Source organism: Heyndrickxia sp. FSL W8-0423, assembly GCF_038009395.1.
Classification (GTDB): domain Bacteria; phylum Bacillota; class Bacilli; order Bacillales; family Bacillaceae_C; genus Heyndrickxia; species Heyndrickxia sporothermodurans.
This window is the reverse complement of the sequence record NZ_JBBPBE010000001.1, coordinates 3,088,722-3,112,631: the sequence shown is the minus strand read 5'-3', so window position 1 is coordinate 3,112,631 and position 23,910 is coordinate 3,088,722. Positions and strand designations below refer to the sequence as shown.

The 23,910-nt window shown below is 33.7% G+C and carries 22 protein-coding genes; 14 read left to right on the top strand and 8 right to left on the bottom strand.

Features of this window, described 5'->3' with window-relative positions:
- Positions 1–127 precede the first annotated feature (127 nt).
- Positions 128–1,288, top strand: coding sequence for a D-alanyl-D-alanine carboxypeptidase family protein (locus MKY81_RS15905; RefSeq protein WP_341118309.1), 1,161 nt, complete (start codon positions 128–130; stop codon positions 1,286–1,288).
- A gap of 50 nt (positions 1,289–1,338) precedes the next feature.
- Here MKY81_RS15905 and MKY81_RS15900 read toward each other — a convergent pair whose 3' ends face one another.
- Complete coding sequence (locus MKY81_RS15900; protein ID WP_066229727.1) at positions 1,339–2,046, bottom strand: Crp/Fnr family transcriptional regulator; 708 nt, start codon at positions 2,044–2,046, stop codon at positions 1,339–1,341.
- A gap of 252 nt (positions 2,047–2,298) precedes the next feature.
- On the opposite strand from MKY81_RS15900, the gene moaA reads away from it, so the two are divergent.
- From moaA to mobB, 3 genes are all read left to right on the top strand, one after another.
- Positions 2,299–3,321 carry a GTP 3',8-cyclase MoaA gene (gene moaA / locus MKY81_RS15895; RefSeq protein WP_108071513.1) on the top strand — a complete coding sequence of 341 codons (1,023 nt, stop codon included), beginning with the start codon at positions 2,299–2,301 and terminating at the stop codon, positions 3,319–3,321.
- 83 nt (positions 3,322–3,404) lie between these two features.
- Positions 3,405–4,694 carry a molybdopterin molybdotransferase MoeA gene (locus tag MKY81_RS15890; RefSeq protein ID WP_142406519.1) on the top strand — a complete coding sequence of 430 codons (1,290 nt, stop codon included), beginning with the start codon at positions 3,405–3,407 and terminating at the stop codon, positions 4,692–4,694.
- The gene (mobB, locus tag MKY81_RS15885; RefSeq protein ID WP_066229722.1) at positions 4,661–5,176 is read left to right on the top strand and encodes a molybdopterin-guanine dinucleotide biosynthesis protein B; all 516 of its coding nucleotides are present in this window, start codon (positions 4,661–4,663) and stop codon (positions 5,174–5,176) included. Before MKY81_RS15890 ends, mobB begins: the two co-directional genes overlap by 34 nt.
- Positions 5,177–5,260: 84 nt before the next feature.
- Here mobB and MKY81_RS15880 read toward each other — a convergent pair whose 3' ends face one another.
- On the bottom strand, positions 5,261–5,503 hold the full coding sequence (locus MKY81_RS15880; protein ID WP_066229719.1) for a YkuS family protein: 243 nt from the start codon (positions 5,501–5,503) through the stop codon (positions 5,261–5,263).
- Between the two features lie 67 nt (positions 5,504–5,570).
- Positions 5,571–5,699 carry a YuzL family protein gene (locus MKY81_RS15875; RefSeq protein WP_084347544.1) on the bottom strand — a complete coding sequence of 43 codons (129 nt, stop codon included), beginning with the start codon at positions 5,697–5,699 and terminating at the stop codon, positions 5,571–5,573.
- Between the two features lie 138 nt (positions 5,700–5,837).
- Between MKY81_RS15875 and MKY81_RS15870 the strand changes: the two genes are divergently transcribed.
- The 7 genes from MKY81_RS15870 to MKY81_RS15840 all read left to right on the top strand — a co-directional run bounded on the left by MKY81_RS15870 (position 5,838) and on the right by MKY81_RS15840 (position 14,597).
- A complete protein-coding gene (locus MKY81_RS15870) occupies positions 5,838–7,064 on the top strand; it encodes an MFS transporter (protein WP_341118306.1) in 1,227 nt (408 codons plus the stop codon).
- Between the two features lie 79 nt (positions 7,065–7,143).
- A complete protein-coding gene (locus MKY81_RS15865) occupies positions 7,144–9,330 on the top strand; it encodes a DNA topoisomerase III (RefSeq protein WP_341118305.1) in 2,187 nt (728 codons plus the stop codon).
- Positions 9,331–9,461: 131 nt separating this feature from the next.
- Positions 9,462–10,442, top strand: a complete 981-nt coding sequence (gene trhO / locus MKY81_RS15860) for an oxygen-dependent tRNA uridine(34) hydroxylase TrhO (protein WP_107920938.1) — start codon at positions 9,462–9,464, stop codon at positions 10,440–10,442.
- Positions 10,443–10,543: 101 nt separating this feature from the next.
- Positions 10,544–13,138, top strand: a complete 2,595-nt coding sequence (mprF, locus tag MKY81_RS15855) for a bifunctional lysylphosphatidylglycerol flippase/synthetase MprF (protein WP_236023214.1) — start codon at positions 10,544–10,546, stop codon at positions 13,136–13,138.
- 114 nt (positions 13,139–13,252) lie between these two features.
- Entirely contained in the window at positions 13,253–13,459 is a 207-nt protein-coding gene (locus MKY81_RS15850) for a DUF1657 domain-containing protein (protein WP_066229705.1), read from the top strand.
- A 56-nt stretch (positions 13,460–13,515) separates the two neighbouring features.
- Positions 13,516–13,719, top strand: a complete 204-nt coding sequence (locus MKY81_RS15845; RefSeq protein ID WP_066229701.1) for a DUF1657 domain-containing protein — start codon at positions 13,516–13,518, stop codon at positions 13,717–13,719.
- A 14-nt stretch (positions 13,720–13,733) separates the two neighbouring features.
- Positions 13,734–14,597 (top strand): DUF421 domain-containing protein, encoded by an 864-nt coding sequence (locus MKY81_RS15840; protein ID WP_341118303.1) that lies wholly within the window; start codon positions 13,734–13,736, stop codon positions 14,595–14,597.
- 9 nt (positions 14,598–14,606) lie between these two features.
- On the opposite strand, the gene hpaB is transcribed toward MKY81_RS15840, so the two are convergent.
- The 3 genes from hpaB to MKY81_RS15825 form a co-directional block, all read right to left on the bottom strand.
- Complete coding sequence (gene hpaB / locus MKY81_RS15835; protein WP_341118302.1) at positions 14,607–16,034, bottom strand: 4-hydroxyphenylacetate 3-monooxygenase, oxygenase component; 1,428 nt, start codon at positions 16,032–16,034, stop codon at positions 14,607–14,609.
- A gap of 135 nt (positions 16,035–16,169) precedes the next feature.
- Positions 16,170–17,789: an ABC-F family ATP-binding cassette domain-containing protein gene (locus MKY81_RS15830; protein WP_341118301.1), complete on the bottom strand. Its 1,620-nt coding sequence runs from the start codon at positions 17,787–17,789 to the stop codon at positions 16,170–16,172.
- 90 nt (positions 17,790–17,879) lie between these two features.
- Complete coding sequence (locus MKY81_RS15825) at positions 17,880–18,074, bottom strand: hypothetical protein (RefSeq protein ID WP_341118300.1); 195 nt, start codon at positions 18,072–18,074, stop codon at positions 17,880–17,882.
- Positions 18,075–18,192: 118 nt separating this feature from the next.
- Between MKY81_RS15825 and MKY81_RS15820 the strand changes: the two genes are divergently transcribed.
- Positions 18,193–19,725, top strand: coding sequence for an FAD-dependent oxidoreductase (locus MKY81_RS15820; RefSeq protein WP_066229686.1), 1,533 nt, complete (start codon positions 18,193–18,195; stop codon positions 19,723–19,725).
- 116 nt (positions 19,726–19,841) lie between these two features.
- Positions 19,842–20,048 (top strand): zinc ribbon domain-containing protein, encoded by a 207-nt coding sequence (locus MKY81_RS15815; RefSeq protein ID WP_066229683.1) that lies wholly within the window; start codon positions 19,842–19,844, stop codon positions 20,046–20,048.
- A gap of 52 nt (positions 20,049–20,100) precedes the next feature.
- On the opposite strand, the gene MKY81_RS15810 is transcribed toward MKY81_RS15815, so the two are convergent.
- Both MKY81_RS15810 and MKY81_RS15805 read right to left on the bottom strand, forming a co-directional pair.
- Positions 20,101–20,313: a methionine aminopeptidase gene (locus tag MKY81_RS15810; protein WP_235993038.1), complete on the bottom strand. Its 213-nt coding sequence runs from the start codon at positions 20,311–20,313 to the stop codon at positions 20,101–20,103.
- Positions 20,314–20,374: 61 nt separating this feature from the next.
- Positions 20,375–21,361: an acyltransferase family protein gene (locus MKY81_RS15805; protein ID WP_108071525.1), complete on the bottom strand. Its 987-nt coding sequence runs from the start codon at positions 21,359–21,361 to the stop codon at positions 20,375–20,377.
- A 336-nt stretch (positions 21,362–21,697) separates the two neighbouring features.
- Here MKY81_RS15805 and MKY81_RS15800 point away from each other — a divergent pair, with 336 nt between their 5' ends.
- Complete coding sequence (locus MKY81_RS15800; protein WP_108071710.1) at positions 21,698–23,878, top strand: DNA topoisomerase III; 2,181 nt, start codon at positions 21,698–21,700, stop codon at positions 23,876–23,878.
- Positions 23,879–23,910 lie beyond the last annotated feature (32 nt).

Sequence of the window (23,910 nt, the reverse complement as noted above, 5' to 3'; positions counted from 1 at the left end):
TTTCACTATTTAAAAATATAAACTGTATTTTTTCATTTATATTACATTTTCAACTTTGTAGTAAAAAAGTTTGATCAATTCTGATAGAATGAAATTTGGAGAAATTTGCAGATGGATGTGTCGAATAATGAAGAAATGCGTTATGATTATGTTCGTTTTATGTTTATCTTTGCATATTAGTATGAACGTAGAGGCTGTAAGTCCAAAAAAACTGTCACTTGCAAGCAAGTCGGCGATACTAGTAGATAGTACAACCGGACGAGTATTATATGAAAAAAATGGATATGAACGGATGTACCCTGCAAGTCTAACAAAGATTGCCACAGCAATTTATGCCCTCGAAAATGGGAATTTGAATGATATTGTTACAATTAGTAAAAATGTAGAACATACCGATGGCACGAAGGTTTATTTAGTAGAAGGGGAACAAGTTACGTTAAAGCATTTAATTCAAGGTTTATTAATAAATTCAGGGAATGATGCTGGAGTTGCAATTGCGGAGCATATGAGCGGAAGTGTATCCGAGTTTGCGAAAAATCTTAATACTTTTCTCATGGATAAAGTAGGAGTATCAGCTACACATTTTGTTAACCCTCATGGATTATTTGCGAAAAATCATTATACAACAGCATATGATATAGCTAAGATCACAAATTATGCTATGAAAAATAAAACATTTCGACAAATTTTTGGAACGAAAGAACTCTCGTGGAATGGGAAGGAATGGAAAACGGTTCTAATTACCCATCATTTAATGCTAAAGGGTGAATTAGAATATAAAGAGGTAACAGGTGGCAAAACAGGTTATGTGAATGAATCAGGACAGACATTAGCAACTACAGCAGAAAATAAAAACATTCGATTAACCGTTATTACAATGGATGCAAAAACGAAATTTGAAGCTTATAATGACACAAAGAAATTACTTGATTATGGATTTAAATATTTTGTAACGTCTAGTTTACCGAAAGGAATGACATATAAAAAGGGAGAAGAAATATATATAATCCCTCATAAAATCATGTTCACAAAACTAATTAATAGTAATGTATCCGAACATGTTTCTAAAAACGGTGAACTTAAAATTACTGATAGAAAAGGCATGTCATTAGAATCTTTTCAACTGTCCCCGATCAAGGTGAAGGCCGAAGAAAAGGAAAATACACGAGATACTTTGAAGGAATCTGATAAAAAGAAATGGTATTCCTATCCACTCATAATGATCATTGTAATAGGAAGTGCGGGATCTATCATTAAGCTATTTCGCTCCAAAAGAACAAATTTTTAAGTTTTTCATACTAAAACAGGCACTAGGTTAAAAGTAGCCTAGTACCTGATTCATTGTATAGTGCAATAGATTGCGGGACAGTCTTCACAACATATCGCGTCTTTTAAAAATTGCAAATCGTGAATCGTAATTTTCCCTTTTGAATAAGAGATTACACCTTCTTTTTTTAAATCACTTAAAGCACGATTTACATTTTCACGAGAGGTACCACAAAAGTTTCCAAGAACTTGGTTTGTTATAGGCAAATCGATGAGTATACCATCCTCTTTTTTTACTCCATAACTATTTGTCATGCGAATGAGGGTAGAGTAGAGTGCACCTTTTTTGCCATGAAGGATAAGATCACGAAACATCGTTTGTGTTTTTCTATATTGGTCACTCATCCATTTCATAAATTCAAACGCTAGAGAACTATTTTTGAATAATTCATTTTCTAGAATATCTTTTCTGATGAGAGCAACTTCTCCATCTTCTATAATCTTTGCGTTTAATAAATGTTTGGGTGAATATGAGAACAAAATTGCCTCTCCGATAATGTCATTTTTACTACAAATTCTAAATGTTAATTCTTGTCCATCAGAAGTAATCTTACTTATTTGCACTTTCCCTGACAAAATTATATATATTCCCTCACCTGTCATTCCTTCTTGAAACAGGTAATCCCCTTTTGAGATATTCATTTTTTTCTCAGTAAAACAAAGTAAATCAACTATTTGAAGAGAATGTACGGTTTTTGGCGAATGTTTTAGATGGCTCATTCATCATCACCCTTCTTTGCATATCTCATTTAATCATTTTTATAAGATAATCTATCTATAAACTACGCTAAAATAAGTAAAATGTATATATGAAATTAACGCCAAGAGTATTTTCTTGTTACTTTACTGTCTTTAATCCACATTTTCAGCATAAATTTAATAGCAATAACATTTATTATGAAAGTATTAAAAATGTTATAAAAACTGCTAAACTATATGTACAGGATGTTAGATTCAGAGGAAATTTAGGAGATGAGATTATTGTCTAAAATAATTACTGATAAATTGGACCGACCGCTTCGTGATTTGCGAATTTCCGTAACAGACAAATGTAACTTCCGATGTAATTACTGTATGCCTGCTGAAATTTTTGGTCCAGATCATCCATTTCTTCCTAAAAATGAGGTGCTTACCTTCGAAGAAATCGAAAGGCTTGTTGGAATATTCGCCAATCTAGGAGTTCGGAAAATTCGATTAACAGGTGGGGAACCGTTACTGCGGAAAAATCTTTCTAAATTAATTAAAAACTTGGTAAATATAAAAGGGATAACAGATATTGGATTAACAACGAATGGAATTTTTCTCCCTAAGCAAGCCCATCATTTATATGCAGCTGGTTTAAGAAGATTAAATATTAGTCTTGATGCATTAAATGACGATATTTTTAAACGCCTTAACGGAAGGGGTGTCAGTTCAAAGACTGTTTTAAAAGCAATTGAAATGGCAAAAGATATTGGGTTTGATGTAAAAATAAATATGGTCGTTCAAAAAGGAGTCAATGATCAGGAGATTATTCCTATGGCGAAATATTTTTATGAAAACGATATTACATTACGTTTTATTGAGTTTATGGATGTAGGCAATACAAATGGATGGAATCTTGAAAAAGTGATTACAAAACGTGAAATTTTCCATTTACTTTCTAGTTCGTTTGAACTAGAAGAAGTTGAACAAGCGTATTTTGGAGAGGTAGCGAAGCGATATAAATATAAGGAAAAAAATGCAGAAGTGGGCTTTATTCCTTCCGTATCTGAGTCCTTTTGTTCAAGTTGTACAAGAGCTAGAATATCAGCTGATGGCAACTTGTATACATGCTTATTCGCGAGTAAGGGGTATGATCTTAAAAAGATACTACGTAATGAGAAGGACGATGATAAAATCAAAGATGAGATTATCTCAATTTGGAATCATCGAAAAGATCGTTATTCTGATGAAAGAATGAGTCGCCCAAAAGAAAAAAAGCAAAAAATCGAAATGTCCTATATTGGTGGCTAATCTGATATATTTTTATTTTTAAATAATTTTACAAGCAGTATTTAACATACTTCTTTTATTGTTTTGGGAGGGAGTTCGGTAAAGTGGAAAGACGCCGACCAATTTGGGTGAAAGATGCCATTGAAAAAGTAATGGAATGGAAACGTTTAGGAAGCGTTGAATGGATATCAATAAATGAGTGTGATAACCGCTTTCTTGGTGAACCATTAATTTCAGATCACGATGTACCTCATTTTGATCGATCCCCGTACGATGGATTTGCAATCCGGTCAGAAGATACACTAAATGCAACTAGTGAAAATCCGGTATGTTTTGAAGTGATAGATGAAATTGGGGCTGGACAAGTTAGTCCGCTAAAAGTCAGTCAATTTCAAGCAATTCGTATTATGACAGGAGCGGCTCTCCCGCAAGGTGCCGACTGTGTCATTATGTTAGAACTTGTTAAAGAAGAACAACAGGAAAATAAAAAAACAATTATGATCAAAAGAAAAGTAAAAACGGGAGAAAATGTTTCATTTAAAGGGGAGGACGTAAAAAAAGGAGATCGCTTAATCCCGAAAGGAACAATTATTACCCCTGGAGTAAAAGCATTGTTGGCAACTTTTGGATATAGTCGAGTTCCGGTTATTAAAAAGCCTATAATCGGAGTAATTGCAACAGGCAGCGAACTTTTGGATGTTGATGAACCATTAGAACACGGGAAAATCAGAAATAGTAATGGCTATATGATTGAATCACAAATCGTTCGAGCAGGGGCTGAAGTTAGAAAGTATGAGAATCGAGCTGATGAAATTAAGTCGCTTTGTACCGCGATTGAAACAGCATTATCAGAATGTGATTATATTATTACTACGGGTGGAGTGTCTGTAGGTGATTATGATTATCTCCCTGAAATTTATAAACGTTTAGGTGCTAATGTTCTTTTTAATAAAATCGCTATGCGACCGGGAAGTGTAACAACAGTAGCGAATTTAAATGACAAATTATTATTTGGATTATCCGGGAATCCTTCTGCGTGTTATGTCGGTTTCGAATTGTATGTCAGACCAATTATCCGTTTTTGGCTTCATTCAGAGAAACCCTACTTAACAAAAGCAAAGGCAACATTACGAACGGATTTCCCTAAACCCAATCCTTTTAATCGATTTGTTAGAAGTAGGGTCACTTTTGACATGGATAAATTAGTTGTTGAGCCTGTAGGACTTGATAAATCGAATGTCGTTTCATCGATAGCGTGGGCTAATTGTTTAATGGTTATTCCGGGGGGGACTCGGGGATATAAAGTAGGAGACGCTGTTGATGTATTATTATTCGAGGATCAAACGGGAAGTGATGAACCATGGATAGAAATCCACAAATCTTCCAAATTGTAGGGTATCAAAATAGCGGGAAAACAACGGTAATTCAAGAAATCATTCGATATTGGACTGAGCATAATTTGTCAGTGGGAACAATTAAACACCATGGACACGGGGGAACACCTAGTACAACAAACAGGTTGAAAGATTCAGATAAACATCGAATAGCTGGCTCTATGATTACTGCTGTTGAAGGCAAAGGTGAGTTATTATTACAAAATAAAGATCGAAAATGGGCTCTTCAAGATATATTAAAAATTTATGAATTATTACCGATAGACCTTATTTTGATCGAAGGATACAAATACGAATCTTATCCTAAGGCAGTAATTATACGAAATAAAGAGGATATTAAACTTCTGGACAAATTAAATAATATTAGTGCTGTACTTACATGGATTCCACTTACAATTAGACATTCATATCCGGTTTTTCCTATTACAGAATATAAAATTTTTCATGAGTGGTTGTTTGAAAATTTATCTAAAAACGAATAGATGACTTTAGAAAAAAAGTAATTCTCAAAAAAGAAACTGGTTGAATAGACCAGTTTCTTTTATTACATTTAATTAAATCAATCATTATGGAAGTTTACTTTCAACTTTATGACATATTTCATCAGCAGAAAGCCCCGTTGCATCAATAACTGATCCCTCTATAATAACATCTTGGATTCCCATTACATTATTATCTCCGCCAGTTACAACACAACAGTCGCACCCTTTTGCATCCTGTTCATTTTTCAGTTCAACAACTTCATATCCTTTTTGTCTAAGTGCTTCTGACACATTTGTAAGTGATTGTTCAACACCAATTTTAGTCATAATTGACACCTCCTCATTATAAAATGCCTAATTTATTACTGAATTATTCCTATAAATGTGTAGAAGGTTATCTTCCATGTTTTTTTCTTGATGCATCAGCCTGAACTTGGCCTGTCTCCATATTAGTTGTTCCCTGTCCTTTCACATTCGGATTACTTAATCCTGTTTTTGATGGATCTTTTTTTCTTTTACCCATACAATCACCTCCAATACTATTTTCTAACATTTTCATAATAGTATGTATGTATCAATTTTGAAAAAATTTATTTCGAGTAGCAAAAAAAGTTGTATAATCAATCTATATAAAAATGCTAATTGGAAAGAGAGATGTTTAATGGCAGTTGCGGCAAAGCAAAAAAAGCAAAATATTGGGTTAAATACGATTTACGGAATTTTGTTCGCTATTGGAACAGGGCATTTTTTTAATGATTCCATCCAAGCGGTAGTACCTGCAATGTTTCCAATACTGGAGAAAACATTAAGTTTAAGTTATTCACAAATAGGGTGGATAGCGTTTGTTGTGAATATGACTTCTTCAGTAATGCAGCCTGTATTTGGGTATTACGCGGATAAACGGCCAAGTCCATTCTTACTTCCACTAGGAATGTTTATGAGTATGATTGGGTTAATTGGGTTCGGTTTGTCTCCTAATTTCTTTGTCATATTATGCTCGGTGTTTTTTATAGGAATTGGTTCAGCTGTTTTTCACCCGGAAGGATCAAGAGTGGCATATATGGCCGCAGGAGGAAAGCGGGGATTAGCACAATCTATTTATCAAGTTGGAGGTAATTTTGGTCAATCACTGGCACCGGTATTTACTGCACTTATATTTTATCCGTATGGTCAAAAAGGAATTTTATCCTTTACTTTAGTAGCAGCTTTGGGAATTATCCTTTTAGTTTATGTATCAAAATGGTATCAGCGCCAAATTACAATAGGAGTAAAGACGAAGAAAAAGATAGTATCAAATTCCAAAAATGCAATTAATCCAAAAATTAAACTTGCAATGGCTTTACTCGTATTTATCGTTTTTGCACGCTCATGGTATTCAGCAGGGATATCAAACTTCTACCAATTTTATTTAATTGAAGATTATGGTATTAGCATAACACATGCACAATTATATATATTTATTTTTATGATTGCAGGTGTAATGGGGACATTTTTAGGCGGACCATTAGCGGATCGATTTGGAAAACGAAATATAATATTGTTTTCACTTGTCGGAGCTGCACCGTTGACACTTATTCTTCCATATATACCGTTATTCTTGGTTATTCCAATGTTTTTCTTAATAGGATTTATCGTTACGTCAAGCTTTAGTGTAACTGTTGTTTATGCTCAGGAACTTATGCCACAAAAAATTGGAATGGTTTCTGGTCTAATTGTCGGTCTTGCCTTTGGCATGGGAGCAATTGGAGCAGTCATTTACGGAAATCTAGCAGACTTGTTTAGTATAAAATTTGTGATGATTTTTTGTAGTTTACTTCCTTTATTTGGATTATTAACGTTTTTATTACCAAGTGATCAGAAAGTACGTGAGCTTAACGAAAACCACTAATTAAAGGTGCCAGTCCATTTTTTCTGCTAAAACTATGGTATATTAGACTGTACATAGTAAGAAAAGGAGTTTAAGAAAAATGGCAAAAAGTGTAGTAATAGCTGAGAAACCCTCAGTTGCTCGTGATATAGCAAGTGTATTGAAGTGTACGAAGAAAGGAAATGGATTTATCGAAGGCGACAAATATATTGTTACATGGGCACTGGGACATTTAGTGACTCTAGCAGATCCTGAGGCATATGACAATAAATATAAAACATGGAATCTTGAAGATCTGCCTATGCTTCCGGAACGCATGAAATTAGTAGTTATAAAACAAACTGGAAAACAGTTTAATGCTGTGAAAGCACAATTAAATCGCAGTGATGTGAACGAAATTATCGTGGCTACTGATGCAGGGAGAGAAGGAGAATTAGTAGCACGTTGGATAATTGATAAAGCGAAAGTGCATAAGCCTGTCAAACGACTTTGGATTTCTTCCGTAACAGATAAAGCGATTAAAGATGGTTTTAACAACTTAAAACCTGGTAAAGCGTATGAAAACTTATATGCTTCAGCGGTGGCACGTTCGGAAGCCGATTGGTATATCGGTTTAAATGCAACACGTGCCTTAACTACTAAATTTAATGCACAGTTGAATTGTGGACGGGTTCAAACACCTACTGTGGCAATGGTTGCAGCACGGGAAGAAGAAATAAAAAACTTCAAACCGCAGAACTATTATGGCATTGAAGCCCGAACAGATACTGTTAAATTAACATGGCAAGATAGGAATGGTAATAGTCGTAGTTTTAATAAAGAAAAAATCGAGAAAATCATTCAATCACTTGGACAAAAAGATGCGACTGTTATTGCCATTGATCGAAAACATAAGAAAACATTCTCACCAGCTTTATATGATTTAACAGAATTACAGCGTGACGCTAATAAAATCTTCGGCTTTTCAGCTAAAGAAACATTGAATATTATGCAAAAATTGTATGAGCAACATAAAGTATTAACCTATCCTCGAACAGACTCACGCTTTTTATCAACGGATATCGTCAGTACGCTGCCAGAACGATTAAAAGCATGTAGTGTCGGTGAATACCGTTCACTTGCAAGTAAGATTTTAAAGAAGCCTATTAAAGCGACAAAAGCATTTGTAGATGATAGTAAGGTAAGTGATCACCATGCCATCATCCCCACTGAAGGATTTGTGAAATTCTCAGCATTTACAGATAAAGAACGTAAAATTTACGATCTTGTCATAAAACGTTTCTTAGCTGTATTATTCCCTGCCTTTGAATATGAACAACTAACCGTGCAAGCCAAAATTGGCGAAGAAACGTTCATTGCGAAAGGGAAAACAGTTATTCATGCTGGGTGGAAAGAAGTATACGAAAACCGTTTTGATGATGAGGAATCTGGTGATGAAGTTAAAGAGCAATTATTGCCGCGCCTCGAAAAAGGTGATGTATTAAAAACTAAATTAATTAACGAAACATCAGGGCAAACAAAACCACCTGCACGTTTTACAGAAGCTACCCTGCTATCCGCAATGGAAAACCCTTCAAGGTTCATGGAAGCAAACGACAAGAAACTTACGGATACGTTAAAGTCAACAGGCGGGCTCGGTACAGTAGCAACTCGTGCTGATATAATTGAAAAATTATTTAATTCATTTCTAATTGAAAAACGCGGTGGGAAAGAAATCTTTATTACTTCCAAAGGCCGTCAACTGTTAGATTTAGTACCGGAAGAATTAAAATCGCCGGCGACAACTGCCCAGTGGGAACAAAAACTTGAACTGATAGCCAAAGGAAAACTGAAAAAAGCCGTTTTTATTAATGAAATGAAAGAACATACAAAAGAACTGGTAGCTGAAATAAAAGCAAGTAATAAAAAATATAAACACGACAATATCTCAACAAAGTCTTGTCCGGACTGTGGGAAACCGATGCTTGAGGTTAACGGTAAGAAAGGGAAAATGCTTGTTTGTCAAGATCGTGAATGTGGATATAGAAAGAACGTAGCACGTATAACGAATGCTCGTTGTCCACAATGTAAAAAGAAAATGGAACTTCGAGGTGAAGGAAAGGGTCAAATCTTCGCATGTAAATGTGGATATCGAGAAAAGTTATCTGCTTTTGAAGAGAGGCGCAAGAAGGAATCAGCCGGAAAAGTAGATAAACGAACCGTCCAGAAATACATGAAACAACAAAGAGAAGAAGAACCAATAAATAATGCACTTGCGGAGGCATTGAAAGGCTTTAAATTCAAGTAGGATGTGATTGATACTTAAAAACATCTTGCACGAATTACTTAATTTGTATAAAATGTACTATTGTAAGAGAAAAGTGTACAACCTAAATACATTTATATCTTGCAAATATAAATAGATAGGTGGTAGCATCGATGAGTGAAAAAACAAAACCATATCGAGTGTTATTGTATTATTTTTATACAAAAATTGAGAACCCTGAAGAATATGCAGCACAACATTTAGCCTACTGTAAGGATTTAGGCTTGAAAGGTAGAATTCTCGTTGCTGAAGAGGGGATTAACGGAACTGTATCAGGTACAGTTGAACAAACAGATCAATATATGCAGATGATGAAAAATGATCCACGATTTGACGGGATTATATTTAAAGTGGATGAAGCCGACGGACATGCATTTAAAAAAATGCATGTAAGACCAAGAAAAGAGCTTGTCACTTTACGTTTGGAAGATGATATAAATCCTAATGAACTAACAGGAAAATACTATAGTCCAAAAGAGTTTTTTGAAGCAATGCAAGACGAAGATACAGTTGTTTTAGACGCAAGAAATGATTATGAGTATGATCTTGGGCATTTCAGAGGGGCTATCCGTCCTGATATTGAAACATTTAGAGAACTTCCGGATTGGGTTCGCAAGAATAAAGATCAATTACAAGGTAAAAAAATATTAACATATTGTACTGGTGGAATTCGTTGCGAAAAATTCTCAGGCTGGTTAGTTCGAGAAGGCTTTGAAGATGTAGCACAACTTCATGGCGGAATTGTCTCTTATGGGAAGGATCCTGAAGTACAAGGTGAACTATGGGACGGACAATGCTATGTATTTGATGAACGGATTGCGGTTCCAATTAATCATAAAGAGCATGTCATTGTAGGTAAAGATTATTTTACAGGGGAACCATGTGAACGCTATGTAAATTGTGCAAACCCTGAATGTAATCGTCAAATGTTGTGTTCAGAAGAAAATGAACATAAATATTTACGCAGTTGCTCACATGAATGTCGAGTACATCCAAGAAACCTTTATATAAAAGAACACGAATTAACAAAAGAAGAAGTGGAAAGCAGACTCCAAAAGCTTGAAGAAGAGAAATCTGTTACATCATTAGGTTAAACTTAATTGGAAAAAATGCTCAAGTAGTAATACTTGGGCTATTTTTTTATACGAAAATACCTCATAGCGAATATATTTTCTTTATTTAATTAAAATACATAATGATTTTTCATGTTCAACAGCTTGTTATAATGATATTTTTTCAACGTATGAAAGATGGTGTTACCTTGAAATTAAGTAAAAAAAGGTTTATATCTTTTTTAAAAATTGCATTTCCAATTGCCCTTTTAGTGTTAATTATTTTTGAATCGAAAAAAATGGTAAAAGATATCGATATAAATTTATTGAAAAATAATATTTCTGAACTTACGCCTTCGCATATTTTATTAATTGTTATTTTAGGGTTAATAGCCATTGTTCCTATGCTATTTTATGATCTAATTTTATGCAAAATCTTAAAGTTAAATTTAAAAGCAAAGGAATTATTTTCCTATTCATGGATTGTAAATACGTTTTCGAATTTTCTAGGATTCGGCGGTGTGATCGGTCTTAGTTTACGCACTTTTTTTTATAAAAAATATTATAAAGAAAAAGATGTGATTTTAAAAAATATCGCGAAAGTGTCAATCTTCTACATTTCGGGAATATCCATTTTATGCTGGTTAGTGGCAATAGGAGTATTTAAACCGATTTTTTTAGTGGAATTGAAATGGTTGAAAATTGCCGTTTGGGCGATGGCTTTGTATATTCCATTTTTAATAATAAGCTTTCAATGGAAAAATATAAAAAATGCAAAGTTTTCCTTTAAAAATAATTATTTGATTGAACTTATGGTGATTTCACTATTTGAATGGATGAGTGCGTTATTGTTTTTTTGGGTAATTGCACTATTAGTCAATGTCCCTATAAGTTTCACACAGCTATTTCCGATTTTCGTTGTTGCGTCAACTGCAGGAATAATAAGTATGATTCCGGGTGGATTAGGTTCATTTGATTTCGTCATTTTAATGGGTCTTGAATTTTATCATATAGAGACAGAAAAAATTTTATTAGTTTTATTACTTTATCGAGTTTGTTATTATTTTATTCCGTTTATTGTTGCAATCGGTTTATTTGTAAGATATTTTTGGAAACAGTTGGATGAGCAATATAAAAAAATAATTTTTGTCATCTCAAAAAATATGAGTCACTGGATACTAACAATATTAGTATTTTTCTCCGGAATCGTTTTATTACTTTCGGCATCATTGCCAGGAGTTCTTGACCGAATTAAGTTTTTAAGAGAATTCTTATCTTCTCCATTAATGGGTTTTTCACATCAATTGACAATCGTTACCGGATTTTTATTAATTTTGTTATCTAGAGGGATAGAGTACAGAGTAAGATGGGCATATTACTCGACACTTGTACTGTTAATTTTCGCTTCCTTGCTCTGCCTTGTTAAAGGGTTTGATTATGAAGAGGCCATTTATTTAGGCTTTGTAGCGGTTATGTTAGTTGTTTCCAAGAAGCGTTTTTATCGGTTGAATTTCGTAGTTACATGGGGTAGAGCTGCATTTGATTTAATGGTCATCCTTTTCTTTACATTGTTATATGTGTTAATTGGTTATAATAATTTACCTGAGAGTAAGTTGAAAATTCCTCGTTTTATTCGAAAATATGTGATTATTGATGCGAGTGATTTAATTTTGAGTGCAATTACCGGTTTATTGATCGCCGCAATAATTATGTTAATCACCTATTTTTTTATGAGACCAAGGACACCAGGATCCTATCAAATCGATGAAAACAAGGTGATGGCTCATTTAAAAAAGTATGGAGGAACCGTTCTTTCACATTTAGTCTTTTTACATGATAAAAAAATATTTTGGAATGAAACAGGGCAAGTAATGATGATGTATGAGCAATATGCTGATAAACTAGTTGTCCTAGGTGATCCAATAGGGAAAAAGGAAGAATTTTTTCATTCCATCGAAGAATTTCATGATTTTGCAGATTTATACGGATATACACCAGCTTACTATCAAGTAACAAATGAACTAATTCCTAAATTACATGAAAATGGCTACGATTTTTTTAAATTAGGTGAGGAAGCTTTTGTGGACTTACAAACTTTTTCTCTATCGGGTAGTAAAATGAAGGGCCTTCGAGCGACGAAAAATAAATTTGAAAAAGAAGGGTATACCTTTCGGTTACTTGAACCTCCCTTTTCTAAAGAAGATTTTCAAGCATTAAAATCCATTTCTGATCAGTGGTTGAACGGGAAGAGAGAGAAAGGATTCTCACTTGGATTTTTTGATAAAAGCTATTTGGAAACAGCTCCTGTAGCAATATTATTGGATCCGGATAAAAATATTATTGCATTTGTTAGTATTATGCCGGTTTATGATAATCACACAACATTATCAATTGATTTAATGAGATATATCCCGAATGTAACATCGGGAACGATGGACTTTATTTTCATTAATTTATTTGAATGGGCAAAATTAAAAGGGTATAAGCGGTTTAATTTAGGAATGGCGCCGCTCGCAAATGTAGGACTTTCAAAGTATTCCTTTATGGGGGAAAAATTAGCATCACAAATATACACGCATGGTAATTTTGTCTATCATTTCAAAGGATTAAAGAAGTTTAAGGAAAAGTATGCAAGTTCATGGGAACCAAAATATTTAGCATATAGAAAGAAAACATCATTACCAATTACAATGATACAAATTGCTTTACTTATAGCAAAAAAGCGCTCCAATTCGTAATGGGGCGTTTTTTTATTAGGATATATTTTCTAATTATAAAATTAATCCATTTTCATAAACTAACATCGTTCAGTACGAACAAAAGTCAAACTACACCAAAAAGGGGTTATGATCATGACGGTTATTAACAATATTAAGCAAACCATTTCTGGATTGAAGAGTGCTCAAGCGAATTTAGAAAGTTTTTCTTTAGCGACAGACAATAAACAAGCAAAGCAACTTTATCAATCCTGCGCTCAACAAACACAATCAATTATTGACACACTAACACCACGAATGAATGAAGTAGAGCAAGAAGAACCACAATATAAACAACAATAAGAAAAAAAAGGATGATATGTACCATATCATCCTTTTCTAAAAGGGGTTTAAAGAAAATGACAATTGCTTCAGATATTAAGAATTGCATCGCGAGTCTTAATGGTGCTAAAAGCAATTTAAGCCGCTTCGCATTATTGAGTACAGATGCTAATGCACAGAAAGTTTTTCATGAAAGTATGTTAGAAGCAGACGAAATCATTACAGATTTACAAAATAGATTAGTCATACTTGAACGTGAGGAGCCTCAATATAAGAGTTAAGGGAAGGTGTAGAAATGGGACCGAATTGGCTCGAAGTTATTTTACGATCGATCATTACGCTAATCGTTTTATTCTTTTTAACCAAAATGCTAGGAAGAAAACAAATTAGTCAATTGTCCCTTTTTGAATATATTATCGGGATAGTAGTTGGCGGCATTGCTGCGGAGATATCCACAGGTGTGGGACAAAACTTTTTAAATGGAATGTACAGTTTACTTATTTGGGCTTTAATTCCCGTATTATTAACATATCTTTCCTTGAAGAGTAAAAAAGTTCGAGATTTTCTTGATGGTGCTCCTGTTGTTGTAATTAAGGATGGAAAAATACAGGAAGATAGTTTAACGAAAGAAAAACATACGGTCGATGACTTGGCCTCGCTTTTAAGAAAGAAAAATGCTTTTAATATAGCTGATGTGGAATTTGCTGTACTTGAACCGAGCGGTGAATTGAACGTATTGTTGAAAAAAGAAAAACAACCAATCACTCCAAAGGATATTCAATTGCAAGTTGCACCAGAAAAAGAACCTAAAACTGTCATTTCTGAAGGAATGATCTTAGATGAAGCACTTGGATTTACAGGTTATAATCGATCTTGGTTAAAAGCTGAATTAGAAAAATTAAATGTTGCTCTTGATAATGTTTTTCTTGGTCAAGTTGATGCTTATGGAAAATTAACAGTGGATATTTATGATGATAAAATTCAACTTCCTAAATCGCAGGAGAGAACATTGTTATTAGCGACTCTAAAAAAATGCCAAGCAGATCTTGAATTATTTACTTTAGCTACTGAATCAAAATCTGCCAGTGAAATGTATCAAAATAATGCACAAAGGTTGGAAATGATGGTAGAGAAATTGAAGCCTTACCTCAAAGAATAAGATTATTGATTAACTTAGAAAATCGTTTATCATCTTTACATAGGACTCCTTCGGATAACTATTGTAAAGTCCCATACCCATCCTAACTGGATCACCAAAGAAAAATCGTTCAAACTGCGTTTGTCTGGTGCCGAAGCTACTCATGCAAAGGTCCCAGGCGAGTCTGAAAATTTTTACACGATCGGTAGCATTTACGTTAGTAGCTTGTAAATAATTATCAAGATAGGAAGATATCGTTGATTGGAACTGTTCTTTAGTAGGGAGGAGGATCATTCCACTACCACCTAAAAGTTGTATAATTTCAATTAATCGGGGGTAAATTCTCGGATAATAATAAATGGCGACATTTAATGGTTTGTAATCAGGGACCATTGTATTAAAATGATCGAGTGATGAATGAACTCGAGAAGAGAGATGTAAAGACTTCATAATTTCGAGAGTAGAAATAATTTCACTAAGTTTGTCTTTTACGTGCTGATACTCAATAATATTAATAGAATGTACAATGGTCTCTGCCAATCCAAGAATAAATTCTGTTTTAACAATCATTCTTGTAATCGCTTGGTACAAAAGCATTGTATTAAACTTAGTTTCCGAAAACATATTACATGCTATATCTAAATTTTTGTATAAAAATACGCGTTCCCATGGAACGAGAACATCATCGAAAACAACAATTGAATCCATTTCTTCAAATTTAGAAGTTAACGGATAATCAAAATGAGATTCGCCATTGACGAAAGATTCTCGGCAAATAAATTTTAAACCAGGTGTATTTGAAGGGATGGAAAAGGCGTATACATAAGCGTCCTCAATAAAGTTTCCTCCAGAAGGAAGCACTAATACTTCATCGGTAATACCCCCTTGAGTAGCTAAAAGTCTCGCACCTTTTACGATGATTCCATCGCTAGTCTCACGAATAACTTTAGCTGCAATAATTTTATCGGAATCTTCATAATAGCCAATTGAACGATTTACTTGCGGATTAATAAATGTATGAGTAAAGGAGAGATCATTTTCCATTGCCATCTTGTATATGTTAAAAATATTAGTATCATAATTCTTCTTATCTTCATGAAAGATAGAATTAGCAACACCTAAAGCCATTATTCCGGTGTTTACATAATCGGGAGAACGTCCCAATAAACCTAAATTTGTTTGTGCCCATTTCTTTGTTGCCACAAATCTATTTTCCAAATCTTCTTTCGTATTTGGTTGTTGAAAAGCAAAGTTTACTTCAGAATTTACAACAGGGGATGTAAAAGTGAAAGTATCCTTATTGGAATTAGAAAGATCATATAATGCCGCTTTACTTTTTAAAACTCCTCTAAATGCAGGATGCTCCGAAATTTTTCCTTCTACCCGTTTTCCATCTATCCATACTTCATTGTGTAAGTTGTCAATTCTAGATATATACTCCTTACCAGTAACAGTCAAAGTCAATCACCTCACAAAATTTATGTCTCCAACATAAATATATGCACAATAGTAAGAGGGACAATCAAAAAAATTTTTAGACTAAATAAAAAAGGAAATCAAATCACGGTTTGATTCCCTTTTTACCAATTATTATTATTTATATAATTGTTCTAATTGCTTTTGTATATCATTATTTTCCAAGTATTCATCATAGGTCATTACTTTATCAATCATCCCATTAGGTGTAAGCTCTATGATTCGATTTGCGATCGTTTGAATGAATTGATGATCGTGTGACGCAAAAATCATTGACCCTTTGAAGCGAATCAATCCGTTATTTACCGCTGTAATTGATTCTAAGTCTAAATGGTTGGTTGGTTCATCTAATAACAGAACATTTGCACCGCTTAACATCATTTTGGAAAGCATACAACGAACCTTTTCTCCTCCAGATAATACATTTGCCTTTTTTAATACCTCTTCACCAGAGAAAAGCATTCTCCCTAAAAATCCTCTTAAAAAGCTTTCACTTTGATCATTCGGGGAGTATTGGCGCAACCAATCAACAAGATTCAAATCACCATTTTCAAAGTAACTTGAATTGTCTTTTGGGAAATAGGATTGTGAAGTTGTCACACCCCATTTAAATGATCCACTATCTGGTTCCATTTCACCAGCCAATATTTTAAATAGAGTCGTTTTTGCTAGTTCATTTTGACCAACAAGTGCAATTTTATCATCTTTATTCATGATAAAGCTTATATTATCAAGAACTTTAACGCCGTCAATTGTTTTTGTTAGCCCTTCAACACGGAGTAAGTCATTACCAATCTCACGTTCCGGCGTAAAGTGGACATAAGGATATTTTCTAGAAGATGGTTTAATATCATCTAATGAAATTTTGTCCAGCAATTTTTTACGTGAAGTGGCTTGTTTAGATTTAGAGGCATTTGCACTAAATCTGGCAATAAAGCTTTGTAATTCTTTAATTTTCTCTTCTTTTTTCTTATTAGATTCTTGGGCCATTTTTTGGGCTAGTTGACTGGACTCATACCAAAAATCATAATTTCCTACATATAGCTGAATCTTACCAAAATCTAAATCAGCAATATGTGTACAAACTTTATTTAAGAAATGTCTATCATGCGAGACAACAATTACGGTATTTTCAAAGTTTATTAGAAATTCCTCTAACCATTGAATAGCTTTTAAATCAAGATGGTTTGTAGGCTCATCTAGTAGAAGAATATCCGGTTTTCCAAATAGGGCTTGAGCAAGTAATACTTTTACTTTTTCAGCTCCTGTTAGTTCTGCCATCTTTTTCGTATGCAGTTCTTCTTCAATACCAAGCCCTTTAAGTAAAATAGCTGCTTCCGATTCAGCTTCCCAACCATTTAACTCAGCAAATTCACCTTCGAGTTCAGCAGCTCTCATCCCATCTTCATCAGAAAATTCTGCTTTCATATAGATGGCTTCCTTTTCCTGCATCACTTCAAATAAACGGGTATGTCCCATAATGACAACTTTTAGGACTTCCTCTTCTTCAAATTCAAAGTGGTTTTGCTTTAATACAGCTAGTCTTTCACCAGGAGTAACATGAACATCACCTGTTTGTGCATCTAATTCACCGGAAAGAATTTTTAGAAAGGTAGATTTACCTGCTCCATTAGCACCGATTAATCCATAACAGTTACCTGGTGTAAATTTAATATTAATATCTTCAAAAAGTTTACGTTCACCAAATCGTAAGCCAACATTGTTAACAGTAATCAAAGACAAATACCTCCAAAACAGTAATATCCTATTGATTATAACATGACTTGAACGAAAAGGGGAAAGTACACTACACAACTTATACTCAAATTATAAATTCTCGTTTTGTTGTTTAATTTCATCGCCTGTAAGGATTGTATTTGCTTCTGCTATGTTTTTATGTTCTTCAACCGATCCACCTGGATAATATGGTTTTTGATTGATCGTGCTCATAGCAGTATTTATTGTAAATTTTTTCGTTTTTGGTGTATCGGTTACCCTTTTTTCATTACTTTGATTTGTCATACTTACAACTCCTAGTATTTATTTAAAATAAATCTATTTAAGTATTATTGCAAAAAACACATGAAAATAATCCTTTGTGGTAAATATAGTTATAAATATTAATTTGGAGGATTAATAAATGTCAAACGAACAAGTGAATATGCCGCAATTTCCTAAACCCATTTGGAAAGAGGGTGTTGAGTTACCTCGTTTTTCAACTTTAAATGAAGATATTGAAGTAGATGTCGCAATTGTTGGTGGAGGCATTACTGGAATTACAACTGCCTATTTGTTAACGAAAAAAGGGTACAAAGTGGCAATTATTGAGGCGGGTGAGCTGCTAAATGGTACAACTGCGCATACAACTGCGAAAATCACTGCACAGCATGGTTTAATCTATGATGAACTAATTCAAAATAATGGAAAAGACCAAGCGAAATTATATTATGAAGCTAATATAGATGCATTCAAATTTATTAAAACGACGATTGACGAACTACAAATTGATTGCGATTTTAGTGAAGAGGATGCTTATATATATACGAATAGTGAGGATTATATTAGAAAATTAGAAGCAGAAGAAAATGCCTATAAGGAACTTGGTATTAATGGTGAATTAATCAATGAAATTCCAGTTGATTTTCCTATAAAAGCAGCTCTTATTATGAGGAATCAAGCACAATTTCACCCATTAAAATATTTAAAGCCACTACTTGATTATATACAAAAAGAGGGTGGATTGATTTTTGAAAAGACGACAGCTACAGATGTCGATTATTCAGATCAGCCAATTGTTATTACGAAAGAAGGTTTAAAAGTAAAAAGTAAATTTGTTTGCGCATGTTCACATTTTCCGTTTTATGATGGGCTAGGTTTTTATCCGACCCGAATGTATGCGGAGAGATCTTATTTAATTGCAGTTAAAACGGATAAGGATGTTCCACGGGGAATGTACATTAATGCGGAACAGCCGACAAGATCCTTCCGAACAATGACGTTGAACGGAGAAAAGGTCCTATTAGTCGGCGGTGAAAATCATAAAACAGGCCAAGGAATACCGACAATTCTTCATTATGAGGCGTTAGAAGAGTATGCGGAAAATGCATTTGGAATTAATGAATTTTTATTCAGATGGTCTGCTCAAGATTTAACTACATTGGACAAGATTCCGTACATTGGGCGGATTACGAATAATCATGATCAAGTTTTTGTAGCGACAGGATTTAGAAAATGGGGTATGACAAGCAGTACAGTTTCAGCCATTTTACTTACTGATCTTATTTCGGGAACTAAAAATAAATATGAAGATCTATTCTCCCCATCAAGATTTAATGCAAACCCAAGTGTAAAAGAATTTATCACGACAAATCTTGATGTGGCCAAACATTTAATTGAAGGTAAATTGGAGTATCCTTTGCGAGACATTAATGATTTAGCTAATGATGAAGGTTCAGTTGTCAATGTTAACGGTAAACGTGCGGGCGCGTATAAAGATGCTGACGGTAAAGTTTATGTAGTCGATACGACATGTACACATTTAGGCTGTGAAATTGAGTGGAATTCCGGTGATCGGACATGGGACTGTCCTTGTCACGGTTCACGATTTTCAATTGTCGGGGATGTGATTGAAGGACCTGCAGAAACACCATTGGGGAAAGTCGATTTAGATTAAGCAATGACCACCTAATGTTGGTGGTTCTTGTTTTTGAAAAATTTAAAATGAAACTTAAAGGAGTTTTGCAACGTAAAAATTAGTTGAAAGTTATTTTAATGAAAGAAGGTTTCTTTATGAGTGATAAAGGATGTATAAAATGTGGAAGTACGGATGCTGGAAAAAAGGAAGTGGCCATGACAGGAACTGGACTTTCGAAAATGTTTGATATCCAAAATAACCAATTTATCGTTGTTTACTGTAAAAACTGTGGCTACTCGGAATTTTACAATAAACAATCCTCGACCGCCTCGAATGTATTAGACTTTTTCTTTGGAGGCTAATAAAAAAAGGAGTTTCCTTTAACTGTTCTACAGTTAAGGAAGCTCCACTTACCTATTGATTATTTTCATACCAATCTGAGAATAACCCACTGCCATTACACCCCGGGCAATCAAAAACATTTGTTACATAAAATTCATTAAGTGCTAGAGAATTGATGCCCTTCCCATAACAATCCGGGCATATTCCTTTAGACTCCATTTTTGCAATTTTTTCTTCATATTTATTTGCTTTCCACTCTTGAAATGTATTGAATAGTCCCAACATATCCACCCCATCCTTTTATTTTTAGGATGGATAGGATTTGGGAAATTTATACGCCTATTTATTAAAGCCTAAGTTCAATTAATGGTTTAGTGTATTTTTTAATTAAATAACTTCCGAGAGTTAAACAGACGACAAATGAAAAAATGAAAAGCAAGAAATAATTTTGCGAAATTGATTCAAGTGTTTCGTCTGAGACAGCTGTTTCAATAATCTTAATAATAAAACCATGTAATAAATAAATATAAAGTGTTCGTTGTCCTATAATCGTTAATTTTGATCCGGTCGCAGGTACGAGTGCAAAAAATCCAAAAATAACGATTAATGTTAACAAGTATTGAAGCATACGGAAAAGCCCATCAAACCATTCAGCATTGCCCATATCTGCGTAAGAGGAGGAACCAAGCAACCATGGAACCGCATCCTTAGGAAAGGATAAACCAAATAGCAGAAAAGTTGACAATATGATTAAAACACCTATTACTGCTGAAAATTTCATGTTCTTTATCCAATTAATATGCTTTTGTTCAATTAAGAATCCTAATAGAAAATATGGGAAAAAGACAAAAGTTCTTGACAGACTTAAATAGTTCCCAACTTGATCCACATATCCTATTGCGATTCCTATTGCTACAGCAACTATAAGACCAATCCATTTTAACTTTGCAAAGGCATAAATAAGTACATTCCAACAAAATAAACTCAATAAAAACCATAAAGTCCAGTGTGGCTGTAAGAAATCAAATGTTAGGGATTTTTCATCGCCATTGATAAAATAAAAAAATGAATAGATGGCCTGAAAAATTAAATAGGGTAATAATATTTTTTTTACAGATTTAAGTAGATACCCTTTTTTGCGATATCCTTTCGCAAAATAGCCAGATATTAAAATGAAGGCAGGCATATGAAAGAGAAAAATGACTGTATACAAAGTGAAAAGAAGATCATCATTTCCTTTTAAAGGACTAATAACGTGTCCGAATACGACTAAGAAAATAAGGATTAACTTCGCATTGTCAAAATAAAGACTTCTCTTTGAAGTAGAAGCCATGCTAACACCTCCGAGAAATATTATTTTAAAAAATATTCTAGTGTTGTATTCTTAACTTACCATTAAAATATATAAAGTTTAGCTTGAGAATTTTTACATTGAAAAATCAACCTTTCTATAAGCAAATTTTATCATTTATATACCACAATTCAGTTACGCTAATCTAAAATCTAGATTAAAAAATATTATTGTATGATTATTTTTTTTACAAAAAGATTACATGTCTCTAAGTTAGTGAATTTAATAGTATTTCTTTCATGTGATGAAATATAGTAAAATATAGTATGAATATAATGCTAGATACCAAAAGAAAGAAGGTTTTTGGAACTAATGACTATTCCATTAATCATTGCCGAAAAGCCAGATCAAGGAATGAAACTTGCCGCCCCTTTTCCTCATAAGAAAATGAAAGGCTACATCAAAATCTCTCCAAATCAAACATTTCCAGATGGTGCTTATTTAACTTGGGCAGTTGGTCATTTATGTGAACTCATTCCTCCGGAAGAATATAACCCGAAATGGAAAAAGTGGTCCCTTGATACATTGCCTATTCTTCCTGAATCCTTTCAATATAAAGTAAAAAAGGACAAGTGGAATCAGTTTACGATCATAAAAGATTTATTAAAGCGTTCTGACATTGACGAAGTGATCATGGCGGGAGATGCGGAACGTGAAGGGGAAGCAATCATACGGATTATTTTAAAGCAATGTCATAATCGAAAGCCGGCGAAACGATTATGGATTTCCTCCCTCACTGAAAAGGCTGTAGTAAATGGTTTTCACCATTTACTAAGTGAAGAAGAAACAAGAGCTATTTACTATGAAGCAATGAGTCGTGCATGTGCTGATTGGCTAATTGGGATGAATGCATCGAGGGTCTATACATTATTGCTACAACGAAAAGGGATACGAGATGTGTTTTCAACTGGACGTGTGCAAACACCAACGTTAGCTTTAATCGTTAAAAGAGAAAAGGAGATTGAAAATTTCAAAAGTGAAACATTTTGGGAAGTCAAGGCTATTTTTCAAATGACAAATAAAAAGTATGAAGGCACATGGCATATCGATTCCGAAACGAGATTAAAAGAAGAAAAGAAAGCAATTGCCATCGCAAATTTTTGTAAAGGGAAGTCTGCTAAAATTGATGAAATAGAAAAGGAAAGAAAAGAATTTCAACCACCATTATTATTCAATTTGTCATCCCTACAAGCAACGGCGAATAAATTATTTAAGTTTTCACCAAAGAAAACATTAGATATTGCTCAAAAATTATATGTAAAAGGAATTATTTCATATCCGAGATCAGATTCGAGCTATGTTACAAAAGAAGAAGCAGCATTATTCCCTGAAATATTAAATCAAATTAGTCGTATTGAATCATATAAAGGATTTTTCCCGCTTCCTAATCAATCAGTTATGAATAATAAAAGATTCGTAAATGAAAAGAAAGTGACGGATCACTATGCAATTATTCCTACAGAGCAAGTGGTAAATCCGTTAACATTAGAAAAGGATGAAGAAAAAATCTATGATTTAATCGTTAGGAGATTAATTGCTGCTCATTTTGAAAAGAGTATTTTTGACTATACAACTGTTCATACAATTGTAGATGAGCGGGCAACATTCATTTCTAAAGGAAAACAGATGGTACAAGAAGGATGGAGAAAGGTCATCTATCAAATGGAAGAATCAAAGGAGGATAATGAGCAAGTTCTTCCTAATTTAACGAAAGATGAAACTGGTATTGTTTCGAAAGTAATGGTTAAAGATGGCAAGACACAACCTCCTAAGCGATATACGGAAGGGCAATTAATCACATTAATGAAAACGGCTGGTAAGTTTATTGAAGATACGCAAATGCAAAGTATTTTAAGAAAAACAGAAGGATTGGGAACAGAGGCAACCCGTGCGGGGATAATTTCCGTTCTTAAAGATCGAAAGTATATAGAAGTGACTAAGAATGTAGTGTATCCCACTAAAAAAGGAATTTTGCTAATTGATAGTATTGGAAATAGTATTCTAGCTTCTCCGGAAATGACAGCTAAATGGGAGCAAAGACTTCATGAAATAGGAGAGGGAAAGGCTTCACCGAATGTTTTTTTGGAACAGGCAAAGAAGTTGTCAGTTAAATTAATTGATGATGCGAAAATTGCAGAATCAAAATGGGCATTTCCCACGAATCTTCTTAAAGAAATATCCGCTAATACAATTGCGGGCAAAAAGGGGAAAAGAGTAAAGGCTAGGCTTGGACAATGTAAAAAATGTGATGGAATGTTGATTGAAAAAGGAAATTTTTATGGTTGTACGAATTATCAAAAGTCAAAATGTGATTTTACTATTTCAAAGAAAATTCTTGGCAAAACAATTTCTCAAAAAAATATTTCAAAACTATTAAAAGAAGGGAAAACGGATTTGATTAAAGGATTTAAAAAGGGTGAAAATACATTTGATGGCTATTTAGAATGGAATCAAGAAAAACAAGTGATTCAATTTGAATCGGCATCTATAAAAAAGTAGTGGGGCGTATTTCGCTCCACTACTTTTTTATA

Coding starts and splice junctions, on each gene's coding strand:
- MKY81_RS15905 (WP_341118309.1), top strand. CDS start 128: ATGAAGAAATGCGTTATGATTATGTTCGTTTTATGTTTATCTTTGCAT.
- MKY81_RS15900 (WP_066229727.1), bottom strand. CDS start 2,046: ATGAGCCATCTAAAACATTCGCCAAAAACCGTACATTCTCTTCAAATA.
- moaA (WP_108071513.1), top strand. CDS start 2,299: ATGAGATTATTGTCTAAAATAATTACTGATAAATTGGACCGACCGCTT.
- mobB (WP_066229722.1), top strand. CDS start 4,661: ATGGATAGAAATCCACAAATCTTCCAAATTGTAGGGTATCAAAATAGC.
- MKY81_RS15880 (WP_066229719.1), bottom strand. CDS start 5,503: ATGACTAAAATTGGTGTTGAACAATCACTTACAAATGTGTCAGAAGCA.
- MKY81_RS15875 (WP_084347544.1), bottom strand. CDS start 5,699: ATGGGTAAAAGAAAAAAAGATCCATCAAAAACAGGATTAAGTAATCCG.
- MKY81_RS15870 (WP_341118306.1), top strand. CDS start 5,838: ATGGCAGTTGCGGCAAAGCAAAAAAAGCAAAATATTGGGTTAAATACG.
- MKY81_RS15865 (WP_341118305.1), top strand. CDS start 7,144: ATGGCAAAAAGTGTAGTAATAGCTGAGAAACCCTCAGTTGCTCGTGAT.
- trhO (WP_107920938.1), top strand. CDS start 9,462: ATGAGTGAAAAAACAAAACCATATCGAGTGTTATTGTATTATTTTTAT.
- mprF (WP_236023214.1), top strand. CDS start 10,544: ATGATTTTTCATGTTCAACAGCTTGTTATAATGATATTTTTTCAACGT.
- MKY81_RS15850 (WP_066229705.1), top strand. CDS start 13,253: ATGACGGTTATTAACAATATTAAGCAAACCATTTCTGGATTGAAGAGT.
- MKY81_RS15845 (WP_066229701.1), top strand. CDS start 13,516: ATGACAATTGCTTCAGATATTAAGAATTGCATCGCGAGTCTTAATGGT.
- MKY81_RS15840 (WP_341118303.1), top strand. CDS start 13,734: ATGGGACCGAATTGGCTCGAAGTTATTTTACGATCGATCATTACGCTA.
- MKY81_RS15825 (WP_341118300.1), bottom strand. CDS start 18,074: ATGACAAATCAAAGTAATGAAAAAAGGGTAACCGATACACCAAAAACG.
- MKY81_RS15820 (WP_066229686.1), top strand. CDS start 18,193: ATGTCAAACGAACAAGTGAATATGCCGCAATTTCCTAAACCCATTTGG.
- MKY81_RS15815 (WP_066229683.1), top strand. CDS start 19,842: ATGAGTGATAAAGGATGTATAAAATGTGGAAGTACGGATGCTGGAAAA.
- MKY81_RS15810 (WP_235993038.1), bottom strand. CDS start 20,313: ATGTTGGGACTATTCAATACATTTCAAGAGTGGAAAGCAAATAAATAT.
- MKY81_RS15805 (WP_108071525.1), bottom strand. CDS start 21,361: ATGGCTTCTACTTCAAAGAGAAGTCTTTATTTTGACAATGCGAAGTTA.